This window comes from Sphingomonas sp. MA1305, assembly GCF_016107325.1.
GTDB lineage: Bacteria > Pseudomonadota > Alphaproteobacteria > Sphingomonadales > Sphingomonadaceae > Sphingomonas.
The window spans coordinates 115,242-134,804 of record NZ_RCVT01000006.1 but is presented as its reverse complement, the minus strand read 5'-3'; the positions used below and the strand labels follow the sequence as shown (position 1 = coordinate 134,804).

General features: G+C 63.6%; 17 protein-coding genes. 11 read left to right on the top strand and 6 right to left on the bottom strand.

Features of this window, described 5'->3' with window-relative positions; genetic code table 11:
• The first annotated feature begins 424 nt into the window (after positions 1-424).
• Positions 425-1,003 (top strand): FxDxF family PEP-CTERM protein, encoded by a 579-nt coding sequence (locus D9601_RS18260; protein ID WP_198355517.1) that lies wholly within the window; start codon positions 425-427, stop codon positions 1,001-1,003.
• Between the two features lie 451 nt (positions 1,004-1,454).
• On the opposite strand, the gene D9601_RS18255 is transcribed toward D9601_RS18260, so the two are convergent.
• Together D9601_RS18255 and D9601_RS18250 are read right to left on the bottom strand one after the other, a co-directional pair.
• Positions 1,455-2,771 carry a DUF2142 domain-containing protein gene (locus tag D9601_RS18255; protein ID WP_198355516.1) on the bottom strand — a complete coding sequence of 439 codons (1,317 nt, stop codon included), beginning with the start codon at positions 2,769-2,771 and terminating at the stop codon, positions 1,455-1,457.
• A 287-nt stretch (positions 2,772-3,058) separates the two neighbouring features.
• Positions 3,059-4,447, bottom strand: coding sequence for a hypothetical protein (locus D9601_RS18250; protein ID WP_198355515.1), 1,389 nt, complete (start codon positions 4,445-4,447; stop codon positions 3,059-3,061).
• A 597-nt stretch (positions 4,448-5,044) separates the two neighbouring features.
• Between D9601_RS18250 and D9601_RS18245 the strand changes: the two genes are divergently transcribed.
• From D9601_RS18245 to D9601_RS18220, 6 genes are all read left to right on the top strand, one after another.
• Positions 5,045-6,184, top strand: a complete 1,140-nt coding sequence (locus D9601_RS18245) for a helix-turn-helix transcriptional regulator (RefSeq protein WP_198355514.1) — start codon at positions 5,045-5,047, stop codon at positions 6,182-6,184.
• A gap of 180 nt (positions 6,185-6,364) precedes the next feature.
• On the top strand, positions 6,365-7,768 hold the full coding sequence (locus D9601_RS18240; protein ID WP_198355513.1) for a hypothetical protein: 1,404 nt from the start codon (positions 6,365-6,367) through the stop codon (positions 7,766-7,768).
• Between the two features lie 68 nt (positions 7,769-7,836).
• On the top strand, positions 7,837-8,247 hold the full coding sequence (locus D9601_RS18235) for a hypothetical protein (RefSeq protein ID WP_198355512.1): 411 nt from the start codon (positions 7,837-7,839) through the stop codon (positions 8,245-8,247).
• Entirely contained in the window at positions 8,244-8,954 is a 711-nt protein-coding gene (locus D9601_RS18230) for a C39 family peptidase (RefSeq protein ID WP_198355511.1), read from the top strand. Before D9601_RS18235 ends, D9601_RS18230 begins: the two co-directional genes overlap by 4 nt.
• A 2-nt stretch (positions 8,955-8,956) precedes the next feature.
• On the top strand, positions 8,957-9,703 hold the full coding sequence (locus D9601_RS18225) for a hypothetical protein (protein ID WP_198355510.1): 747 nt from the start codon (positions 8,957-8,959) through the stop codon (positions 9,701-9,703).
• A gap of 40 nt (positions 9,704-9,743) precedes the next feature.
• A complete protein-coding gene (locus D9601_RS18220; protein ID WP_198355509.1) occupies positions 9,744-11,084 on the top strand; it encodes a transporter in 1,341 nt (446 codons plus the stop codon).
• A gap of 91 nt (positions 11,085-11,175) precedes the next feature.
• Here the strand turns inward: D9601_RS18220 and D9601_RS18215 are convergent, their stop codons facing one another.
• Positions 11,176-11,964, bottom strand: a complete 789-nt coding sequence (locus D9601_RS18215) for a PEPxxWA-CTERM sorting domain-containing protein (RefSeq protein WP_232474392.1) — start codon at positions 11,962-11,964, stop codon at positions 11,176-11,178.
• Between the two features lie 447 nt (positions 11,965-12,411).
• Here D9601_RS18215 and D9601_RS18210 point away from each other — a divergent pair, with 447 nt between their 5' ends.
• Positions 12,412-13,641 carry an NF038122 family metalloprotease gene (locus D9601_RS18210; RefSeq protein ID WP_198355508.1) on the top strand — a complete coding sequence of 410 codons (1,230 nt, stop codon included), beginning with the start codon at positions 12,412-12,414 and terminating at the stop codon, positions 13,639-13,641.
• A 25-nt stretch (positions 13,642-13,666) separates the two neighbouring features.
• Here D9601_RS18210 and D9601_RS18205 read toward each other — a convergent pair whose 3' ends face one another.
• Positions 13,667-14,998 (bottom strand): hypothetical protein, encoded by a 1,332-nt coding sequence (locus D9601_RS18205; protein ID WP_198355507.1) that lies wholly within the window; start codon positions 14,996-14,998, stop codon positions 13,667-13,669.
• A 93-nt stretch (positions 14,999-15,091) separates the two neighbouring features.
• Here D9601_RS18205 and D9601_RS18200 point away from each other — a divergent pair, with 93 nt between their 5' ends.
• On the top strand, positions 15,092-15,580 hold the full coding sequence (locus tag D9601_RS18200) for a hypothetical protein (protein ID WP_198355506.1): 489 nt from the start codon (positions 15,092-15,094) through the stop codon (positions 15,578-15,580).
• 108 nt (positions 15,581-15,688) lie between these two features.
• Positions 15,689-17,155, top strand: a complete 1,467-nt coding sequence (locus D9601_RS18195) for an oligosaccharide flippase family protein (RefSeq protein ID WP_198355505.1) — start codon at positions 15,689-15,691, stop codon at positions 17,153-17,155.
• 20 nt (positions 17,156-17,175) lie between these two features.
• Here the strand turns inward: D9601_RS18195 and D9601_RS18190 are convergent, their stop codons facing one another.
• Both D9601_RS18190 and D9601_RS18185 read right to left on the bottom strand, forming a co-directional pair.
• A complete protein-coding gene (locus D9601_RS18190; RefSeq protein WP_232474400.1) occupies positions 17,176-18,534 on the bottom strand; it encodes an O-antigen ligase family protein in 1,359 nt (452 codons plus the stop codon).
• 67 nt (positions 18,535-18,601) lie between these two features.
• The gene (locus D9601_RS18185; protein WP_198355503.1) at positions 18,602-19,189 is read right to left on the bottom strand and encodes an SGNH/GDSL hydrolase family protein; all 588 of its coding nucleotides are present in this window, start codon (positions 19,187-19,189) and stop codon (positions 18,602-18,604) included.
• Here D9601_RS18185 and D9601_RS18180 point away from each other — a divergent pair.
• Positions 19,137-19,532: a hypothetical protein gene (locus tag D9601_RS18180; RefSeq protein ID WP_198355531.1), complete on the top strand. Its 396-nt coding sequence runs from the start codon at positions 19,137-19,139 to the stop codon at positions 19,530-19,532. The genes D9601_RS18185 and D9601_RS18180 overlap by 53 nt on opposite strands.
• Positions 19,533-19,563 lie beyond the last annotated feature (31 nt).

Here is a 19,563-nt window from a genome sequence, read left to right as displayed (position 1 = left end):
TTGCAATCAAACGCCATTGGAACGTCGATGAACCGTGAAGCCAGATCGGCAAGCCGGCGGAAGATCGTGCGTAATTGCGGATAAGTCTTTGATAATCCACGAAACCTGAAGGTAAAGGGATAGCCAGGAGGCAAACCGAGCACTGGCATTTCGGCCCTTCCTTCGAAAGACCGCCCGCCCCAGGCGATCAACACAATCCGGAAAAATTCGAAATATCGGGGGTGCGCGGAACCAAATTGCACCCGTGCCAAAGTGGGACTTACTAACTTATTTTTCGACTTTTTCACAGCAAGTCGACTTCTCAAACTGGCTAAAATGATGTTAATAGACCGTTAATCAAGGCAGGATGCCGGCGCACCCACAGGGGGACTGGTGGCAAGGGTCTTGGTTTGACCATCTGGTGCACACGGGAAAAGGGTCTCTTATGAAAAAGCTTCTCATGGTTGGCGCGGCCATCGCCACGCTTACGGCCGCACAGAATGCGTCTGCGGCTTCCACCGTTGCGCGGTGCGACAGCGGCAACGCATGCACCATCGCCTTCGATGGCACGGCGAGCATGGCGGCAGGCACGTTCGGCAACGCCAGCGTGACCAACCCGTCGTTCGTCGATCGTTACACGTTTGACCTCGGCACCGGGCTGTTCTCCCTCACCCTGACGACGCTGTTCACGGGCAACGTCGGCAGCGCGGGCGACATCGACTTCAGCCTGGTGCGCCTCAATCCGCCGGTCGGTGGCAATGTCATCGTTCCGGTGATCGCGGGCACCGACGAGATCTATCGTCTGCAGAATCTGGCGGTTACCGCTGGTCAGTACGTCCTGCGTCTGGAAGGCACCGGGGCCAGCAACGTCAACGCGTCCTATTCGGGCACGCTGAACTTCTCGGCGGCCGCGGTTCCCGAACCCGCCACCTGGGCGATGATGATCCTCGGCATGGGCGCCATCGGTTTTGCGATGCGCCGCAGCCGCAAGTCGAAGGTCAGCACGACGGTCCGCTTCGCCTGATCTTTCGTGACTTTCAGGAAAGCCGTCGCCCGCAGGGGCGGCGGCTTTTTCTGTTTCCGCTGTGCGAAGATTTTGACGTGCGATCTGTAATACGGCAGCGCTCAGGTCAGGACACATTGCGTAAAGCCGTAGGACGGCACTCCTCGCGAGCACGGTTGTGGAGAAAGCCGTGGCGGCGATCGCAACGGATATCAGCTCGCTGCCAATTTCCTGATCGATCAACGATTGCGAATATGACCGTCTGTCGTATCTGACCGGCGCGCTGCGCACCCGCCGAGCCGCCACCGTGCCCCAGGGCATGCCGTCGGCGTGGATGATGGCGAGCACAACGTTATCTGACGTGAACAGGGTTATCTGACGTGAACAAGCCAGCAGGCCTGCGGTCAGCCGATCCGAGCATAAAGCCTTATTGCGCGCAACCAGACGCCATCATGCTTGCAAGAGCGTCCAGCTACCAGGCCCGCAGCGTCAGGAACGCGGCAAGAGCTAGCACCGACACGCTGCCCCCGAGACCCACGATCTGACGCATGCGTATTTCGGTCATTCCCTCTGGCCGCGGGATCGGTGGAACCACAAGTGCAAGAACCGGCAACAATGGGATCAGGTATCGTCCCTGATATCCTTCAACTTCTGCGCCTCCCGCGGCGCTGTTCTGTATATACAGGAACACGAATGTCGCCGCACCCCCCGCACAAATTATTATCAGAGCAATTATCCTAAGCACCATATTAGGATATCTGGAACCAGAGTATACCATCGCGAATGCGGCAACAAGAAGAGCAAACAGCAATAGACTTTCTGGTGGCAGAACATCTTGTGCGCACAAAAGCGACCCAGCTACCCGCATCGGCAATTCATGCGCCCGGCTGATTATCGATCGGACAATTACTTCCGAAAACGTAATCGGGTTATGCCGTATGAACGCCACTTGTGATGGCGGGTCCACCCGAAGATCCATCGATATGGGAAAAACGAACTCGCGGATAACACCCGACCACGCGAGCAACACCACGACCGTCGCCAGGGCGACTGCGGCGGCTCCGATCAGAGTCCGGCGAGGTGCCTTGACCATCAGCGCACAGGCGACCGGCAGAAAGGCAAGCGGCAGGTAGGCGAGTTTAGCCGCAGAGGCGTATAGCACCGTGAAAAGCATCACCGGCCAGAACCATCTGTCGCGCGTAGAGTGATTGAGTAGACGCACGCACAGCGCGACGAGGAGAAAACTGCAGCTGATCACGCCTGAATCCGCTGTCAGCGTGGGGACAACCGAAATGACCATCGGCAACGTCGCCACCGCGAACACCAGGAGGGCCGCACGCTCGAAGCGCAGGAGGCGCAGAGCCAGCCACGACACGCCTGTCGCGAAAATCATATTGGCCAAACGACCTGCATAGAGCCAACCAAGGGCCGAGAAGCCAGACCATCGCGCGATGGATATCGCCGCAGCCGGCACAACATGCGCCAGCGGTAAATATACAACTGTGTTGCTGAATGCCACGACATGCCGTGGATCGCCATTCCGACGTTGCAATGGGCGTCGGAGCAGATCGACTAAGCCCGGCCGCGTCCGGTTTTTACACGTCCAATTGGGAATCCCGCAGCGCCGGTCAACAAGCTCGTAAGCCGATTGATCAACGGCGCCGCCTGCACCTTGACGGTACGCATTGTAAGCAAGCACCGGCGATATCTCACCATGAGATATTTGTACGGCCCGGTAAAAGTGAGCGGCTTCATCGGGGGCTTGGAACGGCGGTAAGATATAGATCAAGGCCAACAGGATCGGCGCGCAAAACGTCAAATATATTCGGTCTAAGGCAAAACCTGATGATGCGATGTTTACGACACCTTTGCTGATCGTAAGCGGCGCTCGCATCGTCCGTCGACCCCCGTTTGACGCTCGCCGCAGACAGCAGCTGCTCGGGTCATGTGCCCGTTCCTACTCACTAGTTTGGCCACATTGATTGACAAGGCACAAATGCCCGACGCTCCCCAAAGCCAGGACAACACTGGAATGTGTTATCGCGATCACCGCCGACTGCCAAATGGTCGGCATCGTCAGGCGGCCACCTCACGCGTCATCTTCTTTCTCAGGCCGGGTGACCGCCGAACGTCGATCAGGCTACCAGCCGCGAAGACAAAGAGCGGATAAACGAGGTACGTATAGCGCTTGACCGGCTGAAACGGTGCCGCCAGCACCAGCAGCAGCATGAGGGCAAGGGCGGGAAGCCACCATCCCCGGCGTCGTCGCACCAAGGCCAGGATCAGCCCCAGCATTCCGGCAATACCGGCCACCTGAGTAAGGAACGCCCGCCCGGTAGTGAATCCTCCGGAGCCGAACGCCGCAAATTGCCACGGCTGAGGCGCGATGGTTTGCCGGACGTGCAGCGCCATCAATTTGGCCACTTCGATGGGGTGATTACGTGCCCAAGCCATGGTCTGAGCCCCAAGGGCGTGGGCATAGGCGACCTCGCCCCCAGCGGCCTGCATCTTGTGATACGGCACGGGGCCAAGCGCGGGATGAATGTCGTTCAAACGCGCCATGAACTCCGCCCCGCGGTCCGATGCATGGAGTTGGCCGGGGTACAAGCCGATCGCCAGTTCAAGGCCGGCATTGCTGCGCAGCAACACCGGTTGTCCAAGCATGCGCTGGTTTCGCATCGCCCATGGCGTAACCAGTAAGGCTAGGGTGATCGCACCGACCATCACCGGCACCGGCCAGAGTCGAAGCGGTAGACGCCGCAGAAACAGGACCGCTGCACAGGCCAGATAGGCAACGCCGACCGGGGAGTTGGTAAAGAACAGCAGTGCTCCGACCAGGGTAAGCAGCGATGCGGACCGAACGCTGATGCCGCCATCGCATTCCGCTTCGACCATTACCCTGAGCATCCAGGCGGAAAGAAAGATGGAAATTCCACCGTCCCAAACACGAAAGTCGACTGCCTCTTGCCCGAAATAGGTCGGGGCAAAACAGCAGAATGCCAGCGCGGCCAGACGACCCCAGATGGAGACACCAAGCCGGGTGAACGTCTGGTACAGCAAGTAGAATGTCGCTATTATCAGGCCGATCGCCCAACAGAATAGCAGCGCTTCAGACAGGGACGAGGGATTGCCGAACAGCCGATAAACCAGGCCTGCGATACCCGGACTGACAGGCGTCAGATGCGCCGTCGCACCCTGTCCAATCCGATAGGCGTCAGCAAAACCACGACCGTCTCCAATTGCCGCAGCAACCCGAGCTGCTTCGCCAGCTGCGCCCGACGTTGACCGAAACTGACACCAAAGTGCTCTGATCAGAACCGCGCCAACGAGCAGGCCGCCAACGAGCCACTTCTCGTTCCGCGCAACGGTATCGAGCAGAATATGTCTCCATGACTTACCCGATGTTCCCGTTCCGGTAGGTCTGCGCACAGGGTACAGCACGTCGGCTTCAGTTTTGCGGCTCATGATCCCTGCTTTTCCTTGTCAGCCCCAGCACCCCTTATGCGGCCCCCTCGCATCAGCCAAGCAGAAGTCCTTTGCTCGCCGCATGCCAATTGTACCTGTCCCGGGCAGGAGCAGCGCCGTCGCCGGCGCATGATCTACTTTGCCGTGCCACCGCGACATGGCGAGCATACATTTTGAAGCGGGCCTGCTGTGGTCAGTGAAGGGATGGAGCGCTGACCGGTCCAAGACCGGCAACAGTACCCGCAGGCGCTATTTCTATCCCGTTTTGGGACGGCTTCGTTATCCCCAATTCTTCGTCCATATCGCGGCACATCATACTCAGCTCACGCCTTCGAACCGCCGGCTCCTGGCAATACCGCCTGACGTTCTCCACTTTCGACGGACAGGTATCGGCGAGAATGGACCTAGATTCATTCTGGTAACGAAACATCGCCTAGGTCATGCTTGGACGCAGATCAAAAAAAACGCTTTCCGTCTGCCTTACCTAATTTATTGTTCAGCACAAGAATCTCGCCGATCGAAGGCGGGACGCGACAATGGCTGCGGGTCAACCGCGGCAGGGCGCTTTGGGGGGAGCGCCTGACAGGAGGGACATCAATGCTGGATCTGGAACTGGATCTCGCTGAACTACTTGCCCTCGCCCCTGCCGAGGATGGTCCCGCCGCTTTCCCCGTTCCGCTGAAGCCGCCCGACCGGGTCGTCGAGGGCCTGTGCCGCGCCATCGGCGCACTGGCCGGCTGCATCATCGCGCGCGAGGGGGATGGCCGCCAGGTCTCGATCGGCCGGATCGCGCGCCACCAGGCCGCGCGCGAGGCGCTCGACATCCTGGCCGATGGCGAGCGGCTGCCGGCACGGCGCGGCTATAGCTGGATCCGCGACGACCGCGTCCCCGATCATTGCGGCCTGGCCGTCGACATGCCCGGGGCAGGGGGGCATCTGCTGCTGCTGTTCGCCTGCGACCATCTCGACGAACAGGGCGTCACCCAGCAGGTCCTGACGCTGGCACCCGGCTTCGCCCTGGCCGCCAGCGCCGTCCGTGACATGGCGACCGGTCTCGCCGCGATAGAACGCCGTCACGATGCGCTCGCCGCGGTGCTGCGCCAGAGCGAATGCGGGATCATCGTCGTCGACAGCGACCAGAATGTGCTGTTCGCCAATCCCGCCGCGCGCATTGTTCTCGACGAAGGCGATGGCGTCGAGCTGCGCCGCAACCAGCTGCGCCCGACCCGCTACCAGGACGCGGTCCGTTTCCAGGCGGCGCTGGATGCGGTGATCGCACCGCCGCGCCATCAGGAGATGCGCGCGGTGCGCGGCGTGATGCTGCTGATCGAGCGATCGGGCAGGGGGCGGCCGCTGATCGCGGTCATCGCGCCGCCCGGCCGCGCGGGTTCGGACGATCCCCACGCCCGCAACGACAATCCGGATCGCGATGGGCCGGGTCGGGCCGCCGCCATCATCCGGATCATGCGCCCGGAAAGCAGCGTCGCGCGGGGACTGGAACCGATCTGCCACCTGCACGGCCTGTCGCCGGTCGAAACCCAGCTCGTCGCCTGCCTCAACCGCGGCCTGACACTGATCGAGGCGGCGTCGCAGATGCGGATCAAGCCGGATACCGCGCGCACCTATCTGAAGCAGGTGTTCGCCAAGACCGACACGCATCGCCAGAGCGATCTGCTGCAACTGATGCTGCGCTATCAGCGTGCGGTCAGCGGCGATATCGCCTTCGACGCGGCCTGAAACGGCGCCCCCCCCATTTGGGGGTAATGATTTTCCCTAGATGAGAATGCCTTAACTCCCGAACGAAGGGAGAATGAGGCAAAGATGAACAATTAGTTAACGCTCGTTCCGCTGGGACGGGCGGTGATCCTCACCAACAGGGGACAGCGCTCCTTTCGCTACTTGGGAAGGACAACGAGGATGAAAACCAGTCTGATCGTCAGCACCTCGGTCGCCGCGCTGCTCGCCGCGACCGCCTCCGCCGCTTCGGCGCAGGACAGCTCGACGGCCGCCGGCCAATCCGCGGCGCGCAACGACAGCATCGCCACGGGCAACATCTCCAATTCGGGCAACACGACGCGCACGGATGCGGCCAACAGCTCGACCAACGGCAGCTACAACCCGACCACCAACACCGATCAGTCGGCCAATGGCAGCTACAACGGCGGCAACACCGCCTCGACCAGCACCACCAACACCTCGACCAACACCGATCGCTCGTCGACGGTCGGCGACGTCTCGCTGGCATCGAACAGCTCGACCAACAACAGCGGCAACACCGCGACCTCGACCAACACCAACACCGACCGGTCGGCCAACGGCAGCTACAACGGCGGCAACACGTCGACCAACACGACGACCAATACCGATCGTTCGGCCAATGGCAGCTACAACGGCGGCAATATCGCCACCAACACCAACACCGATCGCTCGGTGAACGGCAGCTACAATGGCGGCAACACGTCGACCGCCGACAGCGGCAATACCGCCACCAACACGACGACCAACACCGACCGTTCGGTGAACGGCAGCTACAACGGCGGCAACACGTCGACCGCCAACAACACCAGCAACACCAGCAACACGTCGTACAGCACCGCGTCGACCAGCAACACCGACCGGTCGAGCACCGTCGGCGACATCACCACGACCGACGCGTCCAACCGCTCGACCAACAACAGCAACAACGGCGGCAACACGTCGACCGCGGACAGCGGCAACACCAACACCAACGCGTCGACCAACAACAGCGGCAACACGTCGATCGCCGACAGCCAGAACCGCAACAGCTCGACCAACAGCAGCAACAACGGTGGCAACACGACCGACAGCAACAACGTCGCGTCGAACACCACCACCAACAACAACAATCAGACCTATCGCACCAATTCGTCGACCAACAACAGCGGCAACACGACCAGCGTCGCGAACAACAACCAGACCTACCGGACCGACGCGTCGACCAACAACAGCGGCAACACGACGAACAACAACAACCAGACCTACAACACCGACAATTCGTCGCTCGCCTATACGACGACCTCGACGGAAACCGCCGGCAACGCCGCGGTGTCGCCGAGCAGCACGTTCGGCAACGGCGCGGTGGTCGCGACCTCGGCGCTGTCCAACTACGTCAGCGGCGTGAAGGTCAGCTTCGCCGGTTCGGCCGGGCAGTCGAGCACGACCGACAACAGCCTGACGACGGGCGACACCGCCTTCCAGAACTTCGCTGGCATGCAGGCGCTCAACGTCAACACCGGCGCCGGCGCATCGCAGAACGCCAACGTCAGCGTCGCCGTCACCACGGGCAACATCACCCGCTGATCGGCACGTCGGGGCGGCCGGGTCAGCCCGGCCGCCCCCTCTTTTCCACGCGTACAGGGAGGATCGTCATGCGCCGCATCATCTGCGCCCTTTCGCTGACCAGCGGGCTGATCGCTGCCGCCCCGGCCATGGCCCAGAGTCAGATGGCCCAGGGTCAGACGGCCCCGACGTCGGTCGCCCAGGCGGCTACCGCGACCCCGGCCGATCCAGCCGCCTTCACCGACGACCATGTCCTGACCGAGCGCGATCTCGGCGCGATCGCCGGTCGCGAGGATCGCGGCACCCAGATCGCCGCGGCCGACCAGCGCAACACCGTCGCCAACAATTCGGTGACCGGCAATTCGGTGACCGGATCGGTGACCATCGATGGCCAGGCCTTTTCCAACCTCTCCGGTCTGGCGGTGATCAGCGCCAACAGCGGCAACAATGTCGCGATCAATTCGGCGATGAACGTCGTCATCAACCTCGGCCCGCAATGACGCGAGCGGCGGTCCCGATCGTCCTTGCCCTGGCGCTCGGCACCGCCGGCTGCGCCGCTCAGATCGCGCCCAGCGATCCCCGTTTCGCCGGCGCCTCCGGCCCGATCGCCGACTATCAGGTCCCCGTCGCCTCGATGCTGGCGCGCAAGTTCGCCACGGTGGTCCGCCAGCAATATGACTTCAGCTGCGGCTCCGCGGCGCTGGCGACGCTGCTGCGCTATCATTACGGCCTGCCGCGCAGCGAGACCGACGTCTTCACCGGCATGTGGCGCCAGGGCGACCAGGCGAGCATCCGCCGCGTCGGCTTCTCGCTGCTCGACATGAAACGCTATCTCGCCGACAACCGGCTGCAGGCGGACGGCTATAAGGTGACGCTGGATGCGATCGCGGCGCGGCGGCTGCCCGGCATCGCGCTGATCACCTACAAGGGCTATCGCCACTTCGTCGTGGTCAAGGGGATCACCGCGAGCTCGGTGCTGCTCGGCGACCCCAGCCTCGGCCTGCATGCGATCCCGCGCGCCAATTTCCAGGCGATGTGGAACGGCGTCTATTTCGTGCTCAATTCCGCGACCCAGGTCGGCGAGCAGAATTTCAACGGCGTCCGCCAATGGCAGCCGCTGGCGCAGGCGCCGGTCCATGACCCGTTCCTCGATCCGCTCAGCCAGCAGGCCCTGACGCTCAGCGCCCCCTTCTACCGGGACTTCTGACCATGCGCGCGCTCCTCTCCGCCTGTGCCATAATGGGACTGTTCGCCGTGTCGGGGGAGCAGCCGGTCGACGCGCAGGACTTTGGCGCGCCCTTGCCGGACAGCGAGCTCGCTACGCTCACCGGCAAGTTCATGCTGCCCGGCGGAGGCTCGCTGGCGCTGTCGGTGACCAGCGACACATTGGTCAACGGCACGCCGGTGCTGCGCACCGTGCTGACCATCGACCAGACCGCCAACCTCCAGGTGTTCGGGCGCGACGGCAACGCCGCCTCGGCCGCCGCGACCGGCAAGTCGGGGTCGGGCAGTGATGCGGGGACGAGCGCGGGAGCAGGGGCGCTCGCCTCGGGCGTGTCGGTGCTGTTCGACCGCCGGACCGGCGCGCAGATCACCGTGCCGACGGTCAGTACGGTGCGCACCGGCACGGTCGGCGCGGCGGACAGCCAGCCGGGGCTGGTGCCGCTGGCGATCGTCGCCGGTGGCCCGGCGGTGCAGACGCCCGACGGCCTGGTCACGCTCACCAGCCTCGCCAACGGGTCGCAGGTGACGCTGGCGGGCGACCAGATCGGCATCGCGCATCTGGTCGGCCAGTCGGTGGCGACCGCCGTCCTCAACGCCGGCAACGACCGGACGATCGACACGGTCACCACCATCGGCGTCACCCTGCACGATGCGACCGCGCTGACGATGGGATCGGCCGCCCTGAAGATGGATGTGCTGGCGGCGGATGTCGCCCGTGGTCTAGTACGATAGGCAAACAGGGAGGGGCAATGACGATGCCGAGGGACGCACGATGACGGCGGTGTGGCGGGCAGCGCTGATCGCCTCGACCATCCTGTCGCCGGCGGTGGCGCAAGCCCAGACGCCGGCGCAGCGCCCGACCACCGCCGCGCTGCAGCGCGACCTCGACGCGGCGCGCGCCGAGATCGCGGCGCAGCGCCGGCAGCTCGAGGCGCAGGAGGCGCGCCTCGCCGCGCTCGAGGCGCGGGTCGGTGCGGCGGGCGCGCCGCCCGTCGGCACCGCCTCACTCCAGCCGCCCTCGGCGGTCGCCCAGGCGAGTGCGGCGAGCACGCCGGGCGATCCGGCGACGATCGTCGCCGCGGTGCCGTCACCGCGGCCGGCGCCGATCGAGAGCGTCGGCACGCGTCCCGCCGATCACGACCGCCCGCCCGAAGTGGCGGTGCTGGGCAGCGAGGGCAGCGTCGTCACGCGCAAGGGCCAGCTGACCGGCGAATTGCAGCTCGACTATGCGCGCGCCGACCGCAACCGCGCGCTGTTCCGCGGCATCGAGGTCGTCGAATCGGTGCTGGTCGGCGAATTCAACATCAACGAAAGCCGCCAGGACATCATCACCGAGTCGCTGGCGGCGCGCTACGGCGTCACTGACCGGCTCGAACTCGGCGTGCGGGTGCCGCTGGTGCAGCGCTGGGACACGTCGGTGCTGGTGCCGGTGCAGGGCAGCACCAACAACGATGCCGCGCGCGAGATCGACAGCTCGGCCCGCGGCAGCGGCATCGGCGACGTCGAACTGTCGGCGCGCTACCAGATCCTGACCGGGCGGCGCGGCCTGCCCTATCTGGTCGGCAACCTTCAGGTCGTCGCGCCGACCGGCAGCGACCCCTTCGCCGTGCCGAGGCTGGCGACGGGCGAGGCGACACGGGCGGCGACGGGGGCGGGCTTCTGGGGCGTGTCACCCAGCATCACCGCGATCCTGCCCAGCGATCCCGCGGTGCTGTTCGGCACGATCGGCTACACCCGCAATTTCGGCAAGAGCGTCGACACCCAGATCCCGCCGGTGCGGATCAATTACGTCAAGCCGGGCGATGCCTTGTCGTTCAGCGCCGGCATCGGCATCTCGCTCAACGAGCGCACCTCGATCAACCTCGGCTATGCGCATACCTGGGCATTCGGCACCCGCACCCGCACCTCGCTCCTCGCTCCCGGCCCGAACGACCCGGCATCGTTCGAGAGCACGTCGCGCGATCTGCAGCTCGCCCGATTGCTGTTCGGCATCACCTATCGCGCGACCGACCGCGCCAGCATCAACTGGTCGGTCGAGGTCGGCGCGACCGACGATGCCGCCGACGTGCGCACCGTGCTGCGCGTGCCGCTGGTGCTGATCCTGCCGAAATAGGGGGGGTCGTTCGGGCAACACCCGGGCTGCAGACAGACGAACGCCGTCGTCCCCGCGGGGACGACGGCGTCGTTGCCAAAGCCGGCCGGTGTCAGGCGATGGCGGCGCGCAGGCCGGTCTGCGACCGGCGCTTGGCCGAGCGCAGCATGAAGCCGACCGCCCCCATGCCGAGGATCATCATCGCCCAGGTGGCGGGCTCGGGCACCGCACCGGTGGCCGCCTCGAAATTGTAGGTGGTGCTGCCGCCCGTCGTGCTCAGCGTCACATTGTCGGCGAAGGCGTGATAGCCGGTGGTCGCGCCGCTGCCGACGCCCACCGAGAAGCCCGACACGGTCGCGCCGGTCAGCTGGCTGGCCCATTGGGCGATCGTCTGGCCGGCGTTGACGCTGCCGCCGGTGATGTAGAACAGGTCGTTGACCGACGAGCTGTACCAGGTGTCACGGGCGGTGTTGCCGTAGGTGCCGTTGTATGCGCCTTCCCAGATCAGCTCCTTGCGGGTCGCGCCGTCCTGGATCAACAGCCGCAGCGCCGGCGTATAGTCGGCATTGTACGGGTTGGTGGAATCACCGGCGATGCGCCAGTCGAAGGTCAGGCCGGTGACATTGGCCAGCGCGCCAAGGTTGGTGGTGAACGGCGCATATTGGATGCCGACCTGGGTGCGGGTGCGATCCCCGGTCATCTCGAGCGAGCCGTTGCCCGACCGCGCGGCCGTGGTGGTGACCGCGGCGGTGCCGCCCCCGGTGTTCTCGCCCGGCAGGGTCCCGAACGTCGTCGCCGTCGGCAGACCCGACACCGAATTGACGATGACGGTGCCCGCATAGGCGGGAGACACGGTGGCGAGCACAGCGGCTGCGCCGAGCATGATGGTACGAATGGACATGGTTCCTCTCCTGATTAACTTTGCATTATTAAAGACAATCAGTGAGTCAACACCACTTACATATCCACTTCCGACACATCCCAGTTCAAAACACTTTGATGTTGTTGCGACCCCGCAACGGATTTCTTTTGCCCATGACTTAGAAGTGCAGTCGAGGCAGTCGAAACGCATCGACACCTCGAAGCTGACAACCAATCACTGCCGATGGATGAGGAAAGGCTGTTTTGACGCATCTGCCTTACGCGGAAGACAGCACCTCTCCATGCCCTTCGACCCATCGGAGCGGTTGTACCAAAATTGGACAGGTGTGGTGATGGCGTGGCGCCTTACCCCTATGGTTTCGAACTATCGTTAACGCGGGATTGACCGATGGGCCTTGGCCAGACACCATGGCTTACCAATCGATCGCGACACGAGTGGCGACGATCCGGCAATCGGGGGAAATCCATGAAGAAGATGCGTTATTTCGCAAGCGCGATTGTCCTGTCGGCGACAGCGGTCAGCATGCCGGCCCAGGCCGTGACGTTCGTGCTGAACAACACGGGCGGTGCAGGGGATGGGACCCAGGCACGGATCGGGTTCAATATCGCCACGCTCTACTGGAGTTCGGTGCTGCGGGACGATGCGGTCATCAATCTCGACATCGGCTTCCGCGCGCTCGCGCCCAACGTCCTGGGCTCGACCGGCAGCACGCGCACGCTGCTGTCGATGACCCAGGGCTATGCGGCCCTTGCCGCCGATGCGACCAGCGCGCTGGATCGCACCGCGGTTGCCAATCTGTCGCCGCTCGGCGCCAGCGTGCTCGGCGACGGCTTCGGCGCGGTTTCGGTGACCACCAATGCACTCAACGCGCAGCGCAACGGCTACGTCGACACCGCGACCCGCACCGACAATGACGGCTCGATCAACAATTCCACGTTGGCCGTCACCAAGGCCAGCGCCAAAGCGCTCGGCATCACCACCGACGTCAACGGCAATGCGGTCAACTATGCCGCCTCCGACGGCTCGATCACGTTCAGCAACGAATATAATTTCGACTTCGATCCGACCAACGGCATCGCCGCCAACGCCATCGATTTCATCGGTGTCGCGATCCACGAGATCGGCCACGCGCTCGGCTTCGTCAGCGGCGTCGACACCTATGACGCCTATACGGCGCCCGGCGCCGCCAACCGCGTCACCGGTGGCCTCGAAAACTATGTCGTCGCCAGCCAGCTCGACCTGTTCCGTTATGGCAAGCCGGGCACGCTCGACTGGTCGACGCAGGGCACGCCCTATTTCTCGATCGACGGCGGACAGACCCAGCTGTTCGGCGACTCGCGCTTCTCCACCGGCGTCGCCAATGGCGACGGCCGCCAGGCATCGCATTGGAAGGACAGTGCATTCGGTGTGCCGCAGCTCGGCATTCTCGACCCGACCTCGGCCTACGGCCAGATGCAGGAGGTGACCGCGCTCGACCTCGCCGCCTATGACGCGATCGGCTACAATGTCGGCTTCGACGTCCTCGCCAACAGCAACTACCGCTTCAGCACCGCGGACGCCTATCGTTCCTTCTCGGCGCTGGCCGCGGTGCCGGAACCGGCGGTGTGGCTGCAGATGATCCTGGGCTTCGGCGTGATCGGCGGAGCCATGCGCTATCGGCGTCGCCGGACCGCCGTGCGCTTCGCGGCGGCCTGAGCGCGATGGCGCGACCGGTGGCGGGCTATCGCGCCCGCTGCGGGTCGCGCCGCTTCGCTGTCAGGGGCCGGCGTCCTGCTGCAATCGCACCAGCCGCCAGCAATGCCGGGACGAAGACAAAGGCGTTGAGCAGCGCGTCCAGCGCCGCCAGCATGGTGACCAGGGCCAGCCCCTGTTCGACAATCCCGTATCGGTCACGCCGTGCCAGCAGGCGGATGCTGCCGTAGCCGAGAATCCATGCGGCGAGGCCGAAGGCGATCACGCCGAATTGCCCGACGATCAGCAATGCCAGATTCCACGGCCGGGTCTGGCTGGGGCGCCACCAGTCCCAGCGCGACGTGCCGACGACCGGATGCTGCCGGATCAGGCCGGCGACCTTCTGATCCTGCGAGACGCGCCAGGCGATCGATCCCCGGCCGGTCGCCCGCACCACCGCCAGCAACTTCTGGCCGGGGGCGGTATGGCGGACGAGCCGCTCGATCGGCAGCGCGCCCGAAACATACAGGGGTGCGACGATCACGCACAGTGCCGCGACGGCGATCGCCGCACGCCGAAGATCGCGCGTACGGACCGGTGCCAGCAGCACGAATGCGCCGGCCAGCATCAGCAGGATCGCCCCGGCGGATTGCGACAGGATTGCCAGGCCGGTGACGATGACGGCATGGACGGCCTGCACGCGGTTGCCGCCCTGTCGCCACAGCGCGATCGCGCAGAGCGCCGCGAGCGCGACGAAGATGCCATATTGATTGCCGTCCTCGAACATCAGCAGCGGCCGGAATCCGATGTAGCGGTCGACCCCGTCGGCGATATACGGATGGGGGCCGTAGACGAGCGGATACAGGAACGGTCCGGCGATGCCCTCGGCCAGCGCGAAGGGCGCGATCGCCAGCGCGCCGAACGACAGGGCCTTGGCGAGCGCGATCCGCCCTGCCGCATCGTCCAGATAGATCCGCGCCAGCAGCCAGGGTGCAGCCCAGATCGCCATGAGATAGGCGCAGGCGACGATCGGTGCGGGCGATGGCGCGGCCGCGGCGATGCCGGCCGGCAACGGCCACAGGCAGAAGATCAACACCGGCAGGTCGATCGGCCCCGGCCGCCAGGCCAGCCAGGCACGCGGCGCCCGGATCGTCGCAAGGACCAGGGGGACAATGGCCACCACCCAGCTCTTGTTGAGCAGCATTGCCGGGGCAGGCAGCATCGTCCCGATCAGTTCGATGGTGAAGCCCGACCGATAGGCCGCATAGCTGCCGACCGGCAGCACCAGCCAGCCGCCGACATAGGTCGCGACGATCGCGGCTCGGACCGGCATTATGCAGAACAGGATGCAGGCCAGCACTGCATAGGCGATGTAGATCATTGATGGCGCGGACAGAGGACGCCTCCCGGAAAGTAACAGGCCCGACACTATTACAGCGCTGGTCGGATCGCGTCGGGGCGCTAAGCCAATGCCATGACCGATTTGATCGCAAACACCAACTCGTTTGGCATCCTGGCCTTGCTCGTCAGCGCGATCGCGGCCGGGTCGCTACGCCGGCGGGACTGGTTGATCATCGCCGTGCTGCTCGCCGTCATGGCGATGGTCATTGCGACCGGCTTGCATTGGCTGGTCCATGACCGGGTGCGCACGGCCCTGATGAAGGAGGGCTTATATGGCGATCACCTGTCCCTTCAGCTTGTGATCACCGCATTCGGTGCGTCGATCTTCACCGGTCTTGGTCTATGGATTGTGTACACCCGACATGGTGCGCGGCGGTGGGCCGCCCTGACGACGCTTGCGATGATCGCTCTATTCTGTGTCCAGGCCTTGTCCGTCCATGCCGTTGATGCTTTCCTCGGCATGAAAATGGGGCCGATGATGGTCATCGGCTGGCTATGGGGCGGGGGAGCCCTGACAATCATGGCTATCGCCATCTTTGCGTCCAGGACCAACAAGGTGTGAGCCAAAGGGCATCGTTGCCCGGCGGCTTGCCGACGTATCCCGCGACGGATAGGGGCAGATAGGCAGGCGACATCCGTCCGGCATGACCTGCGGAGTGCGGCGACCATCATGACACAGGAACCGAGCGGCGCGATCGGCAGCGATGGTGCCGCGGAAATCGTTGCCCCCCCTGCAGACGACACGATCCCGCCGCGCTGGTTCGCCCGAATACTGGCCCGCATCCCACGGATCGCGGCGCTGCAGCAGGTCGGATGGGTGACGGGATCCTACGCCTTCAGTCAGGTCATGCGCCTCGCCACCAATGTCGTTCTCGCCAAGCTGCTCGCACCGCAGCTGTTCGGCATCATGCTGATCATCAACACGTTGCGTACCGGCCTCGAGCTGTTGTCGGACATCGGCATCTCGCACAATATCATCAGCAACCCGCGCGGCGACGAACCGACGTTCTTCAACACCGCTTTTACGCTGCAAGTGATCCGCGGATTTGTCTTGGGTCTATTGGCCCTAGTGTTCGCTGGGCCGGTCGTGCGGATTTATGATCGCCCCGAACTGACCGTGCTTGTACCGTTGATGTCCATTCTGTTCATCCTGTCCGGTCTCCAAGCACCATCTCGTTTTCTGATGCTCAAGCATGGCGAGGTGAGAACCTACGCTCTGTCCGATATTTTTCTGGCCACGGGGTCCCTCGTCATCAATGTCGGACTGGCGCTCTATACCCCGACAATCTGGGCCTTGTTTATTGGTCTCATTTTTACATCAACGCTGCAGACGATCGTCACGCATATCTTAATGCCACGCGGCGTCCTGAAGCTACGACTCGACCGGCGCTGCGTCGGGCAAATCACGTCGTTCGGGAAATGGGTCTTTCTATCCTCTTTGATCTACTTCTTGGCGATGAATTATGACCGCCTCTACTTTGCCAAGGCGGTGCCGTTCGCCATATTAGGGATCTATGGCGTCGCCCGCACCTTCTCGGATGCGGCGGGACAGTTGGTCCAGCGCATTGGCGACATGATCATCTATCCTAAGATCGCCGCGACGCGACAGGATGGTGTGGCGCTCCGCCAGATCCTGGCGCCTGCGCGTGGACGCCTGCTGCTGCTGATCGCCGGCGGATTAAGCATCGCTGCTGCAGGATCCGACCGGATTATCCTGCTACTCTACGACCCGCGTTATCATGCTGCGGCGTTCATGCTGCCCGTCCTGCTCGCCAGCATCTGGTTTTCAATCTTGGCAACGTTGGGAGACGCGGTGCTGATGGGCACACAGCGACCCGCTCAGACCGCGCTGGCCAATTGTGCGAAGTTCCTCTTCACCTGCGCAGGCCTGCCGATCGCGCTCCATTATGACGGCATGGTCGCCGCCTTGTTCGTGATCGCATCGGCGGACTTCATCCGGTACGCCTTTCAGACCCTGTCGCAGCGCGCGCGGGGCGTATCCTTCCTCCGTCAGGATGTGTTGCTGACGCTGGCGATCGCGGCGATGATCGTCGGCTGGCGCGTGCTGTTCACCGCGGTCGGCCTAGTACCGTCGCTCTCCGTCTGGTGGAACTATGGCATGGAACTGCACGGATAACCGGCGTGCCTCGCAGCCGATCATGCTGGTCGAGGCAGGGCGACAGATGATGCCGTCATGCCTTCCGGCGTAGCGCCGGGATCATGATGCTCCCGGCGACGGCGCAGGGTGGTGCGCCGCTCGGCACTTAGTCCTGCAATCAGGCCCAACGTGATCGCGAAGAGATACTGGATGATCCAGGTGACGAACACCCATTCGTACAGGCAGTGCAGCGCTACGACGATCAGCGTCACCGCTGCGCCGAGCGCGATTTCACCATTAGGACGACGCGGGCGCGACCAAGCCAGGCGCAGCGCCGACACGATCGCCAGTCCGAATAGCACAAGGAAGCTGACGAGGCCGAGGTATCCGGTCTCGGCGCCGATCAGCAGATAGGTGTTGTGAACGTTGGCGTTCCGTGACGCGGATACCCAAGCGACACCGGCACGATTGGAATACCCGCCCGTATTCGCCTTCACCACATATTGATTGGCTCCAACTCCCATCGGATGGTCCGCCCACATCGCACGCGCCGCGGTTTCGAACGCACGCCGTTCGTCATAGTCCCCGCTATCGGACTGTACCGCAAACCGATGTTGTAGGGTGAAAAGGGCAACCGGTGCCCCGACGAGCAGAACGGCAAAGCCGATCCCCGCAACCCGCATCTTGAACGCTGTACGGTGACGGAGCAGCGACAAGATGACGAGGGCAACCAGGCCCGCACCGGCCAAGCCGGTCGTCGCACGTGATCCGGTCAGCATGACGGCGATACCACCTCCGACAACACCGATTACCGGCAACCATCGCCGATCCCCGGCCATCATGGAGGCCAGGGACAGCAACAACGCGAAGTGGCTTGCCAACCCTAGCAGGTTCTGGTGGCCGAACGTCCCGCTCGCCTGCGTAACGCCCTCGAAGCGTTGGATGATCGAAAAGACCGCCTGGAAAGCAATACCAGCAGATAGCCCACCGATGATCTGCTTAGCGCCTTCAGGATGGCGAGCAACACGAGCTACCGCGGCAAAGACCAGGATTGCGCGCGCAAGTTGCCAAGAGAACATCAGGGACGCCACCAGCGGTGTCGCGAACAGGCTTGCGACAGCACTTGCCAAGAAATAGCCGATATAGGCCAATAGCAAGTACTTCGTTCCTGGCGCCGCACGAGTCGTCAACAGGATCGCGATCGACAGGGAATCGAGCAGCGATACAATTATGCCCTTCACATATCCAGGCCAGAACGCCCACGATACGATGGACACCTCAAGGTGAAAATAGCCGATGACGAACGGTGCCAAGCCGATCGCAAACCAGCCATAACGACGGATCGCAGGCGATCCATTCATGAGGACGTAAAAAAGCGGTAGGGAGAAGACGAATACCGCCAACCCAATGATACGCATCACGATGACCAACTCCGCCCCAACGCCTCGGCGGCGTTGCCATAGCGAGGCGCCCGTGGTTGAGCGATCACTTTATGAATTTGTCCAATGCATCGCTGTATATCCGTGCCATACGCCCCTGACCGCCCGTGAAATCGTTGGCACCATCAGTCGGATGCAGACCATCCTTGTACCAGCGTGTATCACAAGCGGCCGTGTCAGGCCCCATGTCCGGATCCGCCGCAAAGTCGATCACGGCATCGATACGGGTTCCGACGGCCTGACGAATAGCAGGGTTCACGATGGCGCGTCGCGCATTGTGGGTTGCGACATATTGCGGAAAACCGGCCACGCAGATCGGTAACACCGTACCCACCGCAACTTTAGCGCCGCTTGCGCGAACGGTTGCCACATAAGCCCAAAGGGCATTGAGCCACAGGTCGGCGGAGGCATAATTACCGTCGCCCAGATCGTTCGCCCCGATCAGGATCGTGACATAGCCAGGTTGCAGCGCGAGATCGGTGGTCAGCCGTTGAACAAGGCCGTTGCCGTTGCTGTCGCTGATGCGGCTGCCACCGACCGCCTTGCCGGCGAACGGCACATTCGGATGCAGGGCGGCGTAGATGCCGGTGTGGCTGCCACCCCAGAAGACCGAGATCGAATCCCCCTCGGACAAGACGAGCGAGCTGCGTGACGTCGCTGGTGTTGGCGACGAGGTGGGCGTCGGAGACGGCGCAGGCGTCGGAGACGGCGCAGGTGTCGGGGCGGCCGATGTTGGCGCGGGAGTCGGCGTCGGCGCAGGCGTCGGGCTGGACGTCGTCCCTGCCGGAACGACACTCACCGGCATGCCAGCCGACGACGTATCGGTGCCACATGCGGACAATCCGAGAGCCAGCGCCACCATCGATACCCGACCGGCGGATGGAAAACGCAAGTTCGTCAGTCGCAGGCACGCTCGCATCGTCAAAACTCCATCCGACCGCAAGGGCGGGTCGGTTCGGTTATTGACGTTTTGCTAGCGACGGACTGATAAGATTTGCTGAATGACGA